Source organism: Pseudomonas sp. MYb60, assembly GCF_002979555.1.
In the GTDB taxonomy this organism is placed as follows: Bacteria; Pseudomonadota; Gammaproteobacteria; order Pseudomonadales; family Pseudomonadaceae; genus Aquipseudomonas.
The window spans coordinates 459410-474076 of sequence record NZ_PCOZ01000003.1 but is presented as its reverse complement, the minus strand read 5'-3'; the positions used below and the strand labels follow the sequence as shown (position 1 = coordinate 474076).

General features: G+C 61.3%; 14 protein-coding genes and 1 pseudogene. 10 read left to right on the top strand and 5 right to left on the bottom strand.

Features of this window, described 5'->3' with window-relative positions; translation table 11 throughout:
* Nucleotides 1-29 precede the first annotated feature (29 nt).
* Both CQ041_RS07665 and CQ041_RS07660 read right to left on the bottom strand, forming a co-directional pair.
* On the bottom strand, nt 30-344 hold the full coding sequence (locus CQ041_RS07665) for an SCP2 sterol-binding domain-containing protein (RefSeq protein ID WP_105521852.1): 315 nt from the start codon (nt 342-344) through the stop codon (nt 30-32).
* Nucleotides 345-401: 57 nt separating this feature from the next.
* Nucleotides 402-1112 (bottom strand): histidine phosphatase family protein, encoded by a 711-nt coding sequence (locus CQ041_RS07660; RefSeq protein WP_105521851.1) that lies wholly within the window; start codon nt 1110-1112, stop codon nt 402-404.
* Between the two features lie 207 nt (nt 1113-1319).
* On the opposite strand from CQ041_RS07660, the gene sohB reads away from it, so the two are divergent.
* Both sohB and CQ041_RS07650 read left to right on the top strand, forming a co-directional pair.
* Nucleotides 1320-2345 (top strand): protease SohB, encoded by a 1026-nt coding sequence (sohB, locus tag CQ041_RS07655; protein ID WP_105521850.1) that lies wholly within the window; start codon nt 1320-1322, stop codon nt 2343-2345.
* 396 nt (nt 2346-2741) lie between these two features.
* Nucleotides 2742-4304 carry a TerC family protein gene (locus tag CQ041_RS07650; protein ID WP_105521849.1) on the top strand — a complete coding sequence of 521 codons (1563 nt, stop codon included), beginning with the start codon at nt 2742-2744 and terminating at the stop codon, nt 4302-4304.
* 112 nt (nt 4305-4416) lie between these two features.
* On the opposite strand, the pseudogene CQ041_RS07645 reads toward CQ041_RS07650, so the two are convergent.
* Nucleotides 4417-4629: pseudogene (locus CQ041_RS07645) on the bottom strand (thioredoxin domain-containing protein); the annotation flags it as partial.
* Nucleotides 4630-5284: 655 nt separating this feature from the next.
* Here CQ041_RS07645 and CQ041_RS07635 point away from each other — a divergent pair.
* From CQ041_RS07635 to CQ041_RS07600, 8 genes are all read left to right on the top strand, one after another.
* Nucleotides 5285-6133 carry a transporter substrate-binding domain-containing protein gene (locus CQ041_RS07635; protein ID WP_105521847.1) on the top strand — a complete coding sequence of 283 codons (849 nt, stop codon included), beginning with the start codon at nt 5285-5287 and terminating at the stop codon, nt 6131-6133.
* Nucleotides 6134-6179: 46 nt separating this feature from the next.
* Complete coding sequence (locus tag CQ041_RS07630) at nt 6180-6842, top strand: amino acid ABC transporter permease (RefSeq protein WP_017737242.1); 663 nt, start codon at nt 6180-6182, stop codon at nt 6840-6842.
* A 12-nt stretch (nt 6843-6854) separates the two neighbouring features.
* Complete coding sequence (locus CQ041_RS07625) at nt 6855-7517, top strand: amino acid ABC transporter permease (RefSeq protein ID WP_105521846.1); 663 nt, start codon at nt 6855-6857, stop codon at nt 7515-7517.
* The gene (locus tag CQ041_RS07620) at nt 7514-8296 is read left to right on the top strand and encodes an amino acid ABC transporter ATP-binding protein (RefSeq protein ID WP_105521845.1); all 783 of its coding nucleotides are present in this window, start codon (nt 7514-7516) and stop codon (nt 8294-8296) included. Before CQ041_RS07625 ends, CQ041_RS07620 begins: the two co-directional genes overlap by 4 nt.
* Nucleotides 8297-8309: 13 nt before the next feature.
* Complete coding sequence (locus CQ041_RS07615) at nt 8310-8699, top strand: RidA family protein (RefSeq protein ID WP_105521844.1); 390 nt, start codon at nt 8310-8312, stop codon at nt 8697-8699.
* A gap of 63 nt (nt 8700-8762) precedes the next feature.
* Nucleotides 8763-9527, top strand: coding sequence for an IclR family transcriptional regulator (locus tag CQ041_RS07610; protein ID WP_105521843.1), 765 nt, complete (start codon nt 8763-8765; stop codon nt 9525-9527).
* Nucleotides 9528-9536: 9 nt separating this feature from the next.
* Nucleotides 9537-10745 (top strand): amino acid deaminase, encoded by a 1209-nt coding sequence (locus CQ041_RS07605; RefSeq protein ID WP_105521842.1) that lies wholly within the window; start codon nt 9537-9539, stop codon nt 10743-10745.
* A 134-nt stretch (nt 10746-10879) separates the two neighbouring features.
* Nucleotides 10880-11785, top strand: coding sequence for a sugar kinase (locus CQ041_RS07600; protein WP_105521841.1), 906 nt, complete (start codon nt 10880-10882; stop codon nt 11783-11785).
* A gap of 63 nt (nt 11786-11848) precedes the next feature.
* On the opposite strand, the gene CQ041_RS07595 is transcribed toward CQ041_RS07600, so the two are convergent.
* Together CQ041_RS07595 and CQ041_RS07590 are read right to left on the bottom strand one after the other, a co-directional pair.
* Nucleotides 11849-12124 (bottom strand): peptidylprolyl isomerase, encoded by a 276-nt coding sequence (locus CQ041_RS07595; RefSeq protein WP_105521840.1) that lies wholly within the window; start codon nt 12122-12124, stop codon nt 11849-11851.
* A gap of 45 nt (nt 12125-12169) precedes the next feature.
* Nucleotides 12170-14665, bottom strand: a complete 2496-nt coding sequence (locus CQ041_RS07590; protein WP_105521839.1) for a PAS domain-containing sensor histidine kinase — start codon at nt 14663-14665, stop codon at nt 12170-12172.
* Nucleotides 14666-14667 lie beyond the last annotated feature (2 nt).

Sequence of the window (14667 nt, the reverse complement as noted above, 5' to 3'; positions counted from 1 at the left end):
GCGGGATCGGATTCAGGGTTGCCCGCGAATCAGGAAGGGAACAGCTCGCTCAGCTTCATCGCCAGCATCATGTCGCCTTCGGTGCGCAGCTTGCCGCCCATGAACGCCTGCATGCCGTCGGTGGAACCGTCGACGATGCCTTCCAGGGTCTCGCTGTCCATGACCAGGGTCACTTGAGCGTCCGGGTTCTCACCTTCCTGCAGTTCGCAGGTCTTGTCCTTGACGATCAGGGAGAAGTTCTTGGTGTCGTCGATACGGAAACCGAATACCAGGTCCAGGCCATCGGCAGCGGCTGGGTTGAATTTGGCTTTCATTGCTTCTACAGCTTTGGCTACGTCAGTCATGGTGTCGATCCTTTTATGGGTGATGCCAGTGACCTTGGGGTCACGGTTGGCCGCAATTCACCGGAAGGTGATGAGCTGCGGCGCCTTCAACAGTTGCAAGTGGGTATGACCGTTGAAGGAAGCCAGTGCCACCTCGCGACCGCGGAATTTCAGCTGGTTGAGCGAGGTGTTAACAATCTGCCAGTTCAATTCGAAGGCCTGGGCGGCGGGCATTCGGGTAATCAGGTGAAGCAGGGCGGTGATGGTGCCGCCCGAGGTGAACACCGCAATCTTCTGCGTGTTGTCCGCCCCGTCGAGAATGCGTTGCAGGCCACCCTGGACCCGTTCGACGAACCCCAGCCAGCTTTCCAGGCCCGGCGGGTCGTAGGTGCCGGCCAGCCAACGGTCGACGATCAGGGCGAATATGCGCTGGAATTCGCTGCGGTTCTGCGCGGCATTGCGCAGAATGTCCAGGGCATCGGGTTCGGTGCCCAGCAGGTCGGGGAGCAGGGCGCGGATGATCGCGTCGGCATCGAATTCGTTGAAGGCGCTGTCGATTTCCAGCGCCGGTACCGGCAGGCCACGGGCGGTGTACTGATCGAAAGCGGCCGTGGCGGTGTGCTGCTGGCGGCGCAGGTCGCCGGCCACGCAACGGTCGAATACCAGGCCCAGGTCGGCCAGGTGGCGGCCGAGCACTTGCGCTTGCTCCACGCCGACCGGGGACAGGACGTCATAGTCGTCTGCACCGAAGGAGGCCTGGCCATGTCGAATCAGATAAATGCTGCCCACGTCCGTTTTCCCGGTACGTTGAAAGTCTGGCGAGGTTATGAGGATGCTTTCGGGCTGTCAATGAAAAAACATACGCTCGTTTTAAAACGTCGTTGGAATAGGTCCTTGCTGGCGGTTTGATCACTGGCCCGAACGCTGTGCCGCCGGTATGCTGGGGCGATCCGCGCCTGGCGCCCACTTGATGAATCGTCCTGTATAGAGAGAAACATGGATTTTTTGGCCGAATATGCGAGTTTCCTAGCGAAGACCGTCACCCTGGTCGTCGCCATCCTGGTGGTCCTGATCAGCTTCGCGGCCCTGCGCAGCAAAGGCCGTCGCAAGTCTGCCGGGCAGTTGCAGGTCAGCAAGCTGAACGATTTCTACAAGGAACTGCGTGAACGCCTGGAGTCGAGCCTGCTCGACAAGGACCAGCTCAAGGCCTTGCGCAAATCCGAAGGCAAGGCCGAAAAGAAGAAAGGCAAGCAGAAAGCCGAGGCCAAGCCCCGGGTGTTCGTGCTGGACTTCGATGGCGATATCAAAGCCTCGGCCACTGAGAGCCTGCGCCATGAAATCACTGCTCTGCTGAGCCTGGCCACGCCCAAGGATGAAGTGGTGTTGCGCCTGGAAAGCGGTGGCGGCATGGTCCACAGCTATGGTCTGGCGTCTTCCCAGCTGGCGCGTATCCGCCAGGCAGGCGTGCCACTGACCGTGTGCATCGACAAGGTTGCGGCCAGCGGCGGCTACATGATGGCGTGCATCGGCGAGAAGATCATCAGCGCGCCATTCGCCATTCTCGGTTCCATCGGCGTGGTCGCGCAGTTGCCCAACGTCAACCGCCTGCTGAAAAAGCATGATATCGACTTCGAAGTGCTCACCGCCGGTGAGTACAAGCGCACCCTCACCGTGTTTGGCGAAAACACCGAGAAAGGCCGTGAGAAGTTCCAGGAAGACCTGGACATCACCCATCAGCTGTTCAAGAACTTCGTGTCGCGTTATCGCCCGCAGCTGTCGATTGATGACGTCGCGACCGGTGAAGTGTGGTTGGGTGTTGCAGCCCTCGACAAGCAACTGATCGACGAGCTGCAAACCAGTGATGAGTACCTGGCTACCAAGGCCAAGACCGCTGACGTGTTTCATCTGCACTATGCCGAACGCAAGAGCCTGCAGGAGCGTGTCGGCCTGGCCGCCAGCGGCTCGGTGGACCGCGTGTTGCTGACCTGGTGGAGCCGCTTGACCCAGCAGCGCTTCTGGTAAGCCGATATCAAAATACTCAGGCGACCCCTTGTAGGAGGGGCTTGCTGCCGATAGCGGTAGACGGGTTGGTGCATGTAGTGACTGACTCTACGCCATCGGGGGCAAGCCCCCTCCCACATTGGGACCGCGTGGGCTCGAGTGGAGGGCATTACAGATTTTGTAATAGTTTTGCGTTGTAGGAATTTTGCGATTCGGCTGTACGATTCAAGTCCTTTTCCCATTGCAGGACTTGCATGAACACCCTCTCGGAGCCCCCCAGTCGTCTTTCCCCAAGACATCCGCTGTTGCCGTTCCCGCTCAAGCACCCCGTATTTCGACTGCTAGCCTTGTACCGGTCCACTGACCGCGCCTTGCTGTGCCTGGCATTCTGAACATCGAACTGAAGAGACTCTATAAATGGAATGGTTAGCGGATCCAACGGCCTGGCTTGGCCTGTTGACCTTGATTGTGCTGGAACTGGTACTGGGCATCGACAACCTGGTGTTTATTGCGATCCTGGCAGATAAATTGCCGCCGGAGCAGCGCGACCGTGCGCGGCTGATCGGCCTGTCCCTGGCCCTGCTGATGCGCCTTGGCCTGTTGGCGAGTATCTCGTGGTTGGTGACCCTCACCCAGCCACTGTTCGAGGTGTTCGACAAGAGTTTCTCGGGCCGCGACCTGATCATGCTGTTCGGTGGTGTGTTCCTGCTGTTCAAGGCCACCATGGAATTGCATGAGCGCCTGGAAGGCCACGTGGCGCAACGCACCGGCAATGCCGCCTATGCGATGTTCTGGCCAATCGTGGCGCAGATCGTGGTGCTGGACGCGGTGTTCTCCCTCGACGCGGTGATTACCGCCGTGGGCATGGTCGATGAGCTGGCGGTGATGATGATCGCGGTGATCATTTCCATCGGCCTGATGATTGTCGCGAGCAAGCCGTTGACCCGTTTCGTCAACGCGCACCCGACGGTGATCATGCTCTGCCTGGGCTTCCTGATGATGATCGGTTTCGCCCTGACGGCCGAAGGCCTGGGCTTCCATATTCCGAAGGGCTACCTGTACGCAGCCATTGGTTTCTCGATCTTGATCGAAGTGTTCAACCAGATCGCCCGTGCCCGGCGCAAGAAGTCGGCGCAAGGCGTGCTGCCGGTGCGTGAGCGCACGGCGCATGCGGTGATGCGCCTGCTGGGTGGTCGTAGCCTGGCCGTCGAGGAAGTGGGTGAAGAGGTGGCCGACCTGCTGGGCGAGCCGGATGCCGCGCAAGGCCCGCTGTTCGATCGACGCGAGCGCGTGATGATCAGTGGTGTGCTGCAACTGGCCGAGCGGCCGATTCGCACCCTCATGACGCCGCGAGCCAAGGTCGATTACATCGATCTGGCGGATGATCCCGACACGATCCGCATGAAACTGATGCACTCGTCCTACTCACGCTTGCCCTTGATCCGCGACGGTGCGGTGGATGAACCCCTGGGTTTCGTGCACAAGAAAGAGTTGCTCAAGGAATACCTGGCGGGTAACGAGCCCAACCTGGAGCACCTGGCACGCCGGGCGATCAACCTGCTGGAGAGTTTCTCGGTGCTCAACGCCCTGGAGCAGATGCGCCAGGAATCCACCCACATCGCCTTCGTGATCAATGAGTTCGGCGATTTCCTGGGCGTGTTGAGCATGACCGACATTCTCGAATCCATCGCCGGCGAGCTGCCGGACGCCAGCGAAATCGAGGGGCCGGATATCGTCGAGGAGGGCGCGGGTTTTCGTGTCAATGGTGGCTTGAACCTCAACCAGGTACGCCAGCGTACCAGTTTTGCGGCCAATGCTACCGAGGACTACCAGACCCTGGCCGGGCTGGTGATGAGCCTTCTCGACCGCTTGCCAGTGGTGGGCGATAGCCTGGACCATGAGGGGTGGCACCTGACAGTGGCGGCGGTGGAGGAACGGCGGGTGACGCAGGTTTGCCTGGTACCGTTGCCTCAGACATAACCACAGGTAGTCGGGTGTACTGCTCGAAGGCTCGTTCCAGCGCTTGCTCGCCAAGGCCGGGAAGGGCTTCGAGCAGTACATGGTTGTGGTAGATCAGCAGCATCGGGATGCGGTCGACACTCGGGTGCCGTGGGGTTTCGGCACAGTCAAGAATCAAGATTTTGACGTGGTGTTTGTAGCGCTCGCTGATGCGCATGAAGCGTGGCAGTGCGTCACGGCACGCCCTGCAGTCATCTGACAGGAACACCGTAAAGACGGGCTGTGCCGTATCCAGTTCGCGGTCAAACGCTGCCTTGTCTTCAATCACAGCATTTACATAGTTCATCGACGTTTCCCTCCAGTCGTGGCTCACGCTAAGACGGGAAATGGTCCATGTCTACTGTCAACCTTCACAGGTCCCCATCACGCTCCACGCGCTCGCGCGCCTTGCGTGCCTGGTTCGCGCATTTCTTGTATTCCAGGTTATCCCGCGAAGCCTTGGCCTGGCGGTAGCCGTGATGATTCTGGCCGGTGTAGTTGACGCTCAGGGCGTCATTGAGCTTGCGCAGCTCTTCCTTGCATGCACGGCGGTCGTTGCTGGCCGACGCATTGCCGGCCATGAGGAGGGACACGATTAACAGGGCAACGCTGAATTTCATCAAGACAAGTTCCTACAGAGGGCATCGATGCACATTGCATCAAGGCTAGCCCACGGCATCGATATTTCCATGTGCGCGAGCGCGCTGTGTTGGTGCACGGTAACACCGTCGTGACGCACGCCGCCGTGGCTGTCACCACAGCATGGGGCCTTGGGTAGCAACCTGATTGAGCCTGCCGGTGCAATGCTGGCGACTGCAGTGTTGGCCATCTCATTGATTGCCAACGAATTAATCCTGGCCGTTTATTCATGCCATCACGTGTGGCACAATTTCTGCTGTCTATTCCGTTGTTACATACTAAGTTCCGGTATAGCGGAATACACAATCCCTGGAGTGCTTGTCATGCATCACCGACCTTCCGTATTCAAAGCGTGTGTTTTTCTCTTCGCCGCCTCGGCGTCTCTCGCGACCGTCGTGCAGGCGGCGGACAGCAAGCTCGACAGCGTGCTCAAGCGTGGGCACCTGATCGTCGGTACAGGCAGTACCAACGCGCCGTGGCACTTCCAGGGAGCGGACGGCAAGTTGCAGGGGTTTGATATCGACATCGGCCGCATCGTGGCGAAGGGGTTGTTCAACGACCCGGGCAAAGTCGAGTTTGTGGTGCAGTCGTCTGACGCGCGGATTCCCAACCTGCTGACCGACAAGGTCGACATGAGTTGCCAGTTCATCACCGTTACCGCCAGCCGCGCGCAACAGGTGGCGTTCACCCTGCCTTACTACCGCGAAGGCGTGGGCCTGCTGCTGCCGAACAACAGCAAGTACAAAGAAATCGAAGACCTGCAAGCCGCTGGCGATGGCGTCACCGTGGCCGTGCTGCAAAACGTCTACGCCGAAGAGCTGGTGCATCAGGCGCTGCCCAAGGCCAAGGTCGACCAGTACGACAGCGTCGACCTGATGTACCAGGCCGTGAACTCCGGCCGCGCCGATGCCGCTGCCACCGACCAGTCTTCGGTCAAATACCTGATGGTGCAGAACCCCGGCCGCTACCGCAGCCCGGCCTACGCCTGGAGCCCGCAAACCTATGCGTGCGCGGTCAAGCGTGGCGACCAGGACTGGCTGAATTTCGTCAACACGGCCTTGCATGAAGCCATGACCGGTGTGGAATTCCCCACCTATCAAGCCTCCTTCAAGCAATGGTTTGGCGTTGACCTGCCATCCCCGGCGATTGGTTTTCCGGTCGAATTCAAGTGAATAACCGGGGCGCCCGGCGTGGCGCCCCAATCAGGTAGTGCTGACCATGAACTATCAGTTGAACTTTGCCGCCGTGTGGCGCGATTTCGACACCTTGCTGGCGGGGCTCGGTCTGGGCCTGCAGTTGGCATTGCTGTCCATCGCCATTGGCTGCGTGATCGGCCTGCTGATGGCGTTCGCCATGCTGTCCAGGCACCGAGCGCTGCGGATCTTCGCCTCGGTGTACGTAACGGTGGTGCGCAATACGCCGATTCTGGTGCTGATCCTGTTGATCTACTTTGCGTTGCCATCCCTGGGTATTCGTCTGGACAAGATCCCCTCGTTCATCATCACCCTGTCGTTGTACGCCGGTGCCTACCTGACCGAAGTGTTCCGTGCCGGCCTGTTGAATATTCCCAAGGGGTTGCGTGAAGCCGGCCTGGCCATCGGCTTGGGCGAATGGCGCATTCGGGCCTACATCACCGTGCCGGTGATGCTGCGCAATGTATTGCCGGCGCTGTCGAACAACTTTATTTCGCTGTTCAAGGACACCTCGCTCGCCGCCGCCATTGCGGTGCCGGAGCTCACCTATTACGCCCGCAAGATCAACGTCGAAAGCTACCGGGTGATCGAAACCTGGCTGGTCACGACCGCGCTCTACGTGGCTGCCTGTTACCTCATTGCCATGCTGCTCCGTTACCTGGAACAGCGTCTGGCAATCCGTCGATAAAGGAGGGTTTCCATGTACGAATCCCCCAGCTGGCTGCATGAGTTGTGGATCGCCCGGGATACCCTGTGGGCGGGCTTCCAGGCCAGCGTGTATGTCTCGGCACTGGCGATCATCTTCGGCACGGTGCTCGGCGTCGTGGCCGGCATGATCCTGACCTACGGCAAATTCTGGATGCGCGCGCCGTTTCGGCTGTATGTGGATCTGATTCGCGGTACGCCGGTGTTCGTGCTGGTGCTCGCGTGCTTTTACATGCTGCCGGCGCTCGGTTGGCAGATCAGCGCGTTCCAGGCCGGCGCGGTCGGGCTGACGCTGTTCTGTGGTTCACACGTTTCGGAGATCGTGCGCGGCGCACTGCAAGCCATCCCCCGTGGGCAACTGGAAGCGGGCAGGGCGATCGGCCTGACCTTCAAGCAGTCCCTCGCCTACGTGCTGTTGCCCCAGGCGCTGCGCCAGATCCTGCCGACCTGGGTCAACTCCTCCACGGAAATCGTCAAGGCGTCGACGCTGTTGTCGGTGATTGGCGTGGCCGAGTTGCTGCTGAGCACCCAACAGGTGATCGCACGCAACTTCATGACCCTGGAGTTCTATCTGTTCGCCGGTTTTCTGTTCTTTGTCATCAACTACGCCATCGAATTGTTCGGCGGCTATATTGAAAAGCGGGTGGCCTTGCCATGAATCAACCTCAAACCCACCAACCGCTGCTGAACATTCGTGGCTTGCGCAAACAGTACGGTGAGGTCGAAGTGCTCAAGGGCGTCGACCTGAGCCTGGAGCGCGGCAACGTGGTCACGTTGATCGGCTCCAGCGGCTCGGGCAAGACCACGCTGCTGCGTTGCGTCAACCTGCTGGAAGAATTCCAAGGCGGCCAGATTACCCTGGACGGCGAGTCCATCGGCTACAGCGAAATCGCCGGCAAGCGCGTGCGCCATCCCGAGCGCGTCATTGCGCAGCACCGTGCAATGACCGGCATGGCATTCCAGCAATTCAACTTGTTTCCGCATTTGACCGCGTTGCAGAACGTCACCCTGGGCCTGCTCAAGGTCAAGAAGATGGGCAAGGACGAAGCCGTCGCGCTAGCGGAAAAATGGCTCGACCGCGTAGGGCTGTTGGAGCGCCGCAATCACTTCCCCGGCCAGTTGTCCGGTGGACAGCAACAACGGGTGGCGATTGCCCGCGCCATTGCCATGAACCCCAGCCTGATGCTGTTCGACGAAGTCACCTCGGCCCTCGACCCGGAATTGGTGGGGGAAGTGCTCAGCGTGATCAAGGGCCTGGCGGAGGAGGGCATGACCATGTTGCTGGTCACCCACGAAATGCGCTTTGCCTATGAAGTCTCGGACAAGATCGTTTTCATGAACCAGGGCCGGATTGAAGAGCAGGGGTCGTCGAAAGACATTTTCGAACGCCCGCAATCGCCGCGCCTGGCAGAATTTCTCAAGAACATTCGTTTTTAATCAGGAGATCATTATGACCATTACACGTTACGGCACCGGCAGCACCGCCGGCGGCGGCCAGCCACGTCCTTTCGCCCGCGCGGTGGAAGCGGACGGCTGGCTCTACGTCTCTGGCCAGGTGCCGGCGGTGGACGGTGAAATTATCCAGGGCGGCATCGTCGAGCAAACCCGGCAGACCCTGCGCAATGTGGTGGCGATTCTGGAAGAAGCCGGCTACGAGTTGAAAGATGTGGTGCGGGTTGGCGTATGGCTGGAAGACCCGCGGGATTTCTGGAGTTTCAACAAGGTCTTCGGCGAGTACTTCACCCCCGAACACGCCCCGGCGCGGGCCTGTGTGCAGGCCAATATGATGGTGGATTGCAAGGTGGAGATCGATTGCGTGGCGTACAAGAAAAAAGGCTAAATGCCTCACTCTGAAGACCACCGAAGCTCCCACTGTTCCACTATGACCGGACCGACTACTGCCATGACCGAAGACACCATCAAACGCCGCGCCAAAGGCCTGGACCGGGCGTTCGATATCCTCGATTTTCTCAAGGAGATCGGCCAGCCCCTGCGCCCGAATGATATTGCCAGCGGCATCGGCAGCCCCAAGTCCACCGTCTATGAACTGGTCGCATCCCTGCTGGAACGGCGCATCCTGGAGACCGTGGGCAAGGACGGCCATGTCTACCTCGGTCGCCAGTTGTATTTCCTGGGGCAGGCGCACTTGCGCCATTTCGACCTGACCCGCGAGGCCGATCACGCCCTGCAGGAGATCGTCAGCCAGACCCACGAAACCGCGCAGATGTGCCTGCTCAATGGGCGCAAATACACCGTGGCGCTGATGCGCGAGGGCGAGCGGCATTTTCGCATCTCGTCGGACATCGGCGAAAACGCACCGATCCCCTGGACCGCCTCCGGGCGCCTGTTGCTGGGGCATTTGAGCGACCAGCAGATCATCGACCTGATCGACCACGACGACTTCATCCTGCCGGACGGCCAACGCCTGCCGCTGGACACCTTCCTCGCGCAAATCCGCCAGGCCACCCTCGATGGTTTCTTTTCCTTCGACAGCGTGGCCGACACCTTTACCCACTGCTTCGCCGCGCCGGTGCGGGATGCGCAGGGCATCAGCATTGCGACCCTGTGCATCGTTGCGCCGCGGGCCGATGCCAGCAAAAACTACAATGACTATCGCCGGGTGTTGATCGACAGCGCCAACCAACTGGCCCGGCGCATCAACGAATAGGAGCATTTCATGTCTGCCATCAATGCCGTTGAAAAGGGCGCCGCCGCCCTGGGTGCCCATCTGGTCCGTGACGTCAGCCTGCCCGCCCTGGTGCTGCACCGTGACGCCCTGGAACACAACATTCGCTGGATGCAGGATTTTGTCAGCAACAGCGGCGCCGAGCTGGCACCCCACGGCAAGACCAGCATGATGCCGGCGCTGTTCCAGCGCCAGATCCAGGCGGGCGCCTGGGGCATCACCCTGGCCAATGCCGTGCAGACCCGCGCCGCCTATGCCGGTGGCGTGCGTCGCGTGCTGATGGCCAACCAACTGGTGGGCGCGCCGAACATGGCGTTGATTGCCGACCTGCTGGCGGACCCGGATTTCGACTTTCACTGCATGGTCGACCACCCCGACAACGTCGCCGACCTCGGCCTGTTCTTCGCCGCCCGTGGCCTGCGCCTCAACGTGATGATCGAATATGGTGTGGTCGGCGGCCGTTGCGGTTGCCGCAGCGAGCAGCAAGTGCGCGAACTGGCCAAGGCGATCAAGGCCCAACCGGCCCTGGCGCTTACCGGTATCGAAGGGTACGAAGGTGTGATCCACGGCGAGCACGCCATCAGCGGCATCCGCGACTTCGCCGCCAGCCTGGTGCGCCTGGCGGTGGACCTGCAAAACAATGGCTCTTTCGACCTGCCCAAGCCCATCGTCACCGCGTCGGGCTCGGCCTGGTATGACCTGATTGCAGAGTCTTTCGAAGCGCAAAATGCCGCCGGCCGTTTCCTCAGCGTGTTGCGCCCGGGCAGCTATGTCGCCCACGACCACGGCATCTACAAGCAAGCCCAGTGCTGCGTGCTCGACCGCCGCAGCGACCTCAGCGAAGGCCTGCGCCCGGCCCTGGAAGTCTGGGCCCATGTGCAATCGCTGCCCGAGCCGGGGTTTGCGGTGATTGCCCTGGGCAAGCGTGACGTGGCCTACGACGCCGGTTTGCCGGTGCCGCTCAAGCGCTACAAGGCCGGGATCCTGCCCGCCGAAGGGGATGATGTGACGGCGTGCAAGGTCACGGCGGTGATGGACCAGCATGCGTTCATGAGCGTGGCGCCGGGGGTTGAACTGCGTATTGGCGACATCATTTCGTTCGGCACTTCCCATCCATGCCTCACGTTTGACAAGTGGCAGGTCGGCTGCCTGGTGGATGAGCAACTTCAGGTGATCGAATCCCTGCAGACCTGCTTCTAGACCGCGTCGCGCCCATCGCAGGCACGCCACCTCCCACGCTAGATTGGGTTCACATCTGTCTAATTGTGAATACAGTCCACTGTAGGAGGGGGCTTGCCCCCGATGAGGTCATCAGCCACACCAGAGATCCAGGCATGAACACGACCCCCCACGTCGCCCTTATCGGCGAATGCATGATCGAACTGCAACAGCGTGCCGACGGCAGCCTGCACCAAAGCTTCGGCGGCGACACCTTGAACACGGCGGTGTACCTGCGCCGCGAGCTGGGCGATATCGGCACTGTCGACTATGTGACGGCGCTGGGCGATGACAGCTTCAGCGACGCCATGTGCCAGCAATGGACTGAAGAAGGCCTGGGCATTGGCAACGTCCAACGCCTGCCCGGACGCTTGCCCGGGCTGTACTGCATCCAGACCGACGCCAACGGGGAACGCAAATTTCTCTATTGGCGCAACGAAGCCGCCGTGCGCGACTGTTTCACCACGCCCGCCGCTGAACCTATCCTGGCCGCCTTGCCGGCGTATGACGTGGTGTATTTCAGCGGCATTACCCTGGCGGTCCTGGGGGAAGTGGGGCGCGAGCGCCTGCTGGACACCCTGATCGAAACCCGCAAGCGCGGTGGCAAGGTGGTGTTCGACAATAACTACCGCCCCCGCTTGTGGGCGCATATCGAGGCCGCGCGCGCGGCGTATCACCGGGTGTTGGCGCACGTGGATATCGCCGTGCTGACCGAAGATGACGAGCGGGCGCTGTTTGGGTATGCCGACAGTGAGCAGGTGTTCGCGGCGTACCCGGCGATTGACGAGGTGGTGCTCAAGCGTGGCGCGGACGCATGCTTGATTCGATGCGCGGGGCAGCGGTTCGAGGTGCCGGCGGTCAAGGTCGAGAAGGTGATCGATACCACGGCGGCGGGGGATTCGTTCAGTGCGGCGTATCTGGCCAGCCGGCTCAAGGGGGGCTCGCCGGAGCAAGCTGCGCTGGCCGGTCATCAGTTGGCCAGCCGGGTTATCCAGGTAGCGGGGGCGTTGATTCCCAGGTGAATGGCCGCTTACGCCACCTCACAGGTGCGGGCTCGCCTGCGATGGCGGCCTGTAGCCAACCCCTCAATCGCGGTAGAACACCTGCACCAAGTGATAGCCAAACTTGCTCTTGATCGGCCCATGCACCACCCGCAGCGGCTTCTTGAAGATCACTGCATCGATCGCCCCGACCATCTGCCCAGGCCGGATCTCACCCAGATCCCCGCCACGCTTGCCCGATGGGCAGGTAGAGAACTTCTTTGCCAGCACGTCAAAGGCTTCGCCCTTGGCAATGCGCTGCTTGAGTTGTTCGGCTTCTTCGCTGGTTTTCACCAGGATGTGTCGGGCTTGGGCTTTCATTGATCTCTACCGGGTACGTGCAACGGCGCGCGATTATGCCTGAACTCACTCGACAACGTTGATCATGCTGCGGATTTTCGTCGCCAGCAGATCGATGGAAAACGGCTTGGCCACCATGTCCATGCCGTCTTCCAGAAAGCCCTGGCGCTCGGCGGCTTTTTCCGCGTAGCCGGTCATGAACAGCACTTTGAGCCCTGGCCGATGCTGGCGGGCGATCTCCGCCAATTGCCGGCCGTTCATGCCCGGCAGGCCCACATCGGTGACCAGCAGGTCCACGCGCAGATCCGACTCCAGCAACGGCAGCGCCGTGCGGGCATCGGCAGCCTGGTGGGCGGTGTAACCCAGTTCGTCGAGTACATTGACCACCAGCATGCGCACCGCCGGGTCGTCCTCGACCACCACCACCGCCTCACCGGCCAGGGCCAGCGGGGCTTCGCTCGAATGCTGCGCCAGCTTGCTTTCCAACGCGGTGCCATACAGGCGCGGCAGGTACAGGCGCACACAAGTGCCCTGGCCCGGCTCGCTGTGGATGGTCACGTGGCCGCCCGATTGCTGGGCAAACCCGTAGATCATCGACAGCCCCAGGCCGGTGCCCTGGCCGATGGGCTTGGTGGTGAAAAACGGGTCGAACGCCTTGGCGAGGATCTTCGGCGCCATGCCGGTGCCGTTGTCGCACACGCCGAGCATCACGTAGTCGCCGGCCTTCACCGGTTCCAGCGTGGTGATGTCCGTGCCGTCGAGGTAACTGTTGGCGGTTTCGATCAACAGCTCGCCGCCATCGGGCATGGCGTCGCGGGCGTTGATCACCAGGTTGAGCAGGGCGTTTTCCAGTTGGCTCGCGTCGGTATTCACCGGCCAGATATCCCGACCCAGTTGCACCTTGAGGTTGATATGGGCGCCCTTGGTGCGGCGGAACAAATCTTCCAGGGATGCCACCAGCTGGTTCGGGTCCAGTGGGCGGCGATCCAGTGACTGACGCCGCGAGAACGCCAGCAAGCGGTGGGTGAGGGCGGCGGCACGATGGGCGGACGACACGGCCGCGTCGGTGAACCGGCCGATCTCGTCGCTGCGCCCGGCGGCGATATAGCGCTGCATCAGGTCCAGGCTGCCGATGATGCCGGTGAGCATGTTGTTGAAATCGTGGGCGATGCCGCCGGTGAGCTGGCCCACCGCTTCCATCTTCTGGGCGTGGCGCAGGGCGTCTTCGGCGCGCTCGCGTTCGAACATCTCGTTTTGCAGGCGCTGATTGGCTTCGGCCAGGGCCTGGGTACGCTGGGCCACACGCTCTTCGAGGTTTTCGTTGAGGTGGCGCAGGGCTTCCTCGGTGAGCTTGCGTTCGGTCTCGTCGATCACAAAGATGTAGAAACCATTCACTGCCCCTTCATTGCTGAACCGCGGCAGGTACTTCATCAGCGCATGGCGCGGGCGGCCGTCGCGGTGTGGGGTGACGGTCATGAAACTGCAAGCCTTGCCCTGGAGCGCAGCGGCAATCTTGTCCTGGCGCCCGGCATAGACCTCGTCGCCGAGTACGTCGCGGATAGTCTTGCCGTACAGCTCCTGGGGCGTCTTGCCATACCACTCCAGGTACGCGCTGTTGTTCAGGCGAAAGCGTTCCTCGTGGTCCACATAGCCGATCAATACCGGCATGGCGTTGATGATCAGCTGCAATTCGGTCTGGCTTTGGCGCAGGGCCTGCTCGGTGTGCTTGCGCTCGGTCAGGTCCAGCGCGGCGCCCAGGAACCGTGCCGGGCGGCCTTGGTGGTCCTTGTAGCAACGGCCACGGGCAAACACCCAGCGTACCTGGCCGTCGGGCTGCATCAGGCGGTATTCCTCGGCGTATTCGGTGCCGTAAGTGATGCAGTGTTTGATGCTGCGCGTCACCATGCCGCGGTCTTCGGGGTGCACGCCGTGCAGGTAGTCGCTGATGGGCAGCAGGCCGGCGTCGGCGGGGTCGACGCCATGCAGGTAGGCAAAGTGCGCATCGGCGATAAAGCAGTCTTCGCCGATATCCCAGTCCCAGGTGCCGACTGCGTCCGTGGCGGCCAGCGCCAGTTGCAGGCGCTGCTCGGTGTTGTGCTGGGCCTTGCGGCGCTCGTTGGTCTCGATGGCGGTGACGAGGATGCCGGCCACGCTCCCGCTTTCATCGCGGATCGGGCTGTACGTCAAGTCCAGCCAGATTTCCGCGTCGCGGTTGTGGCGTTGCAGCACGAAACGCTGCTCCGTGAAGGTCCGCACCTGGCCATCGAGGACCGCGTCGTAGATCGGCGCGGTAAAGCCGTGCAGTTCCGGCCAGGTTTCGTGCGCCGGCTGGCCCAGGGCAGCGGGGTGTTTGTTGCCCGCCAATGCGGCGAAGCCGTCGTTGTAGAGTTGGGTGAGCTGGCTGCCCCACAGCAATAACATCGGCATCGGTGAATGAACGACGATGTCCACGGCGGTGCGCAGGCTTTGCGGCCACTCATTGGCCTCACCGAGCGGGCTTTGTGCCCAGTCCAGCCGTGCAATCAATGCAGCGGCTTCGCTGACGGTGGATGTTCCATTCATAA